1 protein-coding gene is annotated in these 1059 nt (G+C 67.6%); it reads right to left on the bottom strand.

All coding sequences use genetic code 11. The annotated features are described in order from the left end of the window. Positions 1-149: 149 nt before the first annotated feature. A partial coding sequence (locus EOA22_RS34835; RefSeq protein ID WP_164756232.1) for an ROK family protein occupies positions 150-1059 on the bottom strand: 910 nt, incomplete at its 5' end.

The raw sequence follows: 1059 nt of genomic DNA, 5'->3' as shown, positions 1-1059 counted from the left end.
CGGCAGGCCCACCGCGCCGCCCGCCGTCAACACCCACCAGATGGCGATGCCGGCGACGAGACCGCAGAGATTGAGCGCGAGACCGCGATAGTCGATACCCCGATCCTCGTTCGAGCCGCCGCCGGAGCGTGTCGTCTTCGACGCTTCGCTCATCGCGACACCCCCGAATAGAAAAAATGGTCGAGCGCCGCCGCAGCAGCACCGATGGCGCCGGCACCAGGACCGAGGCTCGACCGCTCGACCCGCAGCACGTCGCGCATCGGCGGCAGGACGCGTGGCGGAACGCCCCGCCTTATATGATCGATGAAGCTTTCCGGGGCTTCGGCCAGGTGCCCGCCAAAGACGATCAGATCGGGATTGAGCAAATTGGTCGCCGTCGCTATGGCCGTCGTCAGATGCCGGAGCGCCGCGTTCCAGACGTCGGGATATTTCTCCACCGCGGCCAGCAGGCGCCTGGGATGAGGCGTGTCGATATGGGCGGCGCGGGCCAGCGCGCGTTCGGACAGGAATGTCTCCAGGCAGCCCACATTGCCGCAGGCGCAACGCTCGCCATCCTCGACCACCTGGACATGGCCGAGCTCGACGGCCCCGTAGCCGCCGGGACGGAACGGCATGCCGTTGATCACCAGGCCGGCGCCGAGGCCGGTGCGCAGATAGATGTAGAGCAGCGCGGTCGTGTCGCGCCCGATGCCGTAGCGCGATTCCGCCAGCGCCATCGCGCTGACATTGTGCTCGACCACCACCGGCATGCGCAGCGCCGTTTCGAGCTCGTCGGCGAACGGCACGTCCTTCCAGTCGTAATTGACCGACTGCAGGTTGCGGCGGCGCTTGGTGTCCACCGGTCCCGGCACGCCGAGCCCCAGGCCGATCAGGCGCGAACGGTCGACGCCGGTCTTCTTGATCAATTGCTCGACGATCCGCGCCACCATGCCGATCACCGCGGCGGGTTCGCTGGTGGCGGTGTCGAAATGCTGCGAGGCCATGGCTTTCGAGGCGGCCCTGAGGTCGGTGATGGTCGCGTCGATCGTTCCCGCGCCAATGTGCACGCCAACCACGGAC

Source organism: Mesorhizobium sp. M7A.F.Ca.US.014.04.1.1 (assembly GCF_003998745.1).
GTDB lineage: Bacteria > Pseudomonadota > Alphaproteobacteria > Rhizobiales > Rhizobiaceae > Mesorhizobium > Mesorhizobium ciceri.
This window is presented reverse-complemented; position numbering and strand designations above follow the sequence as displayed.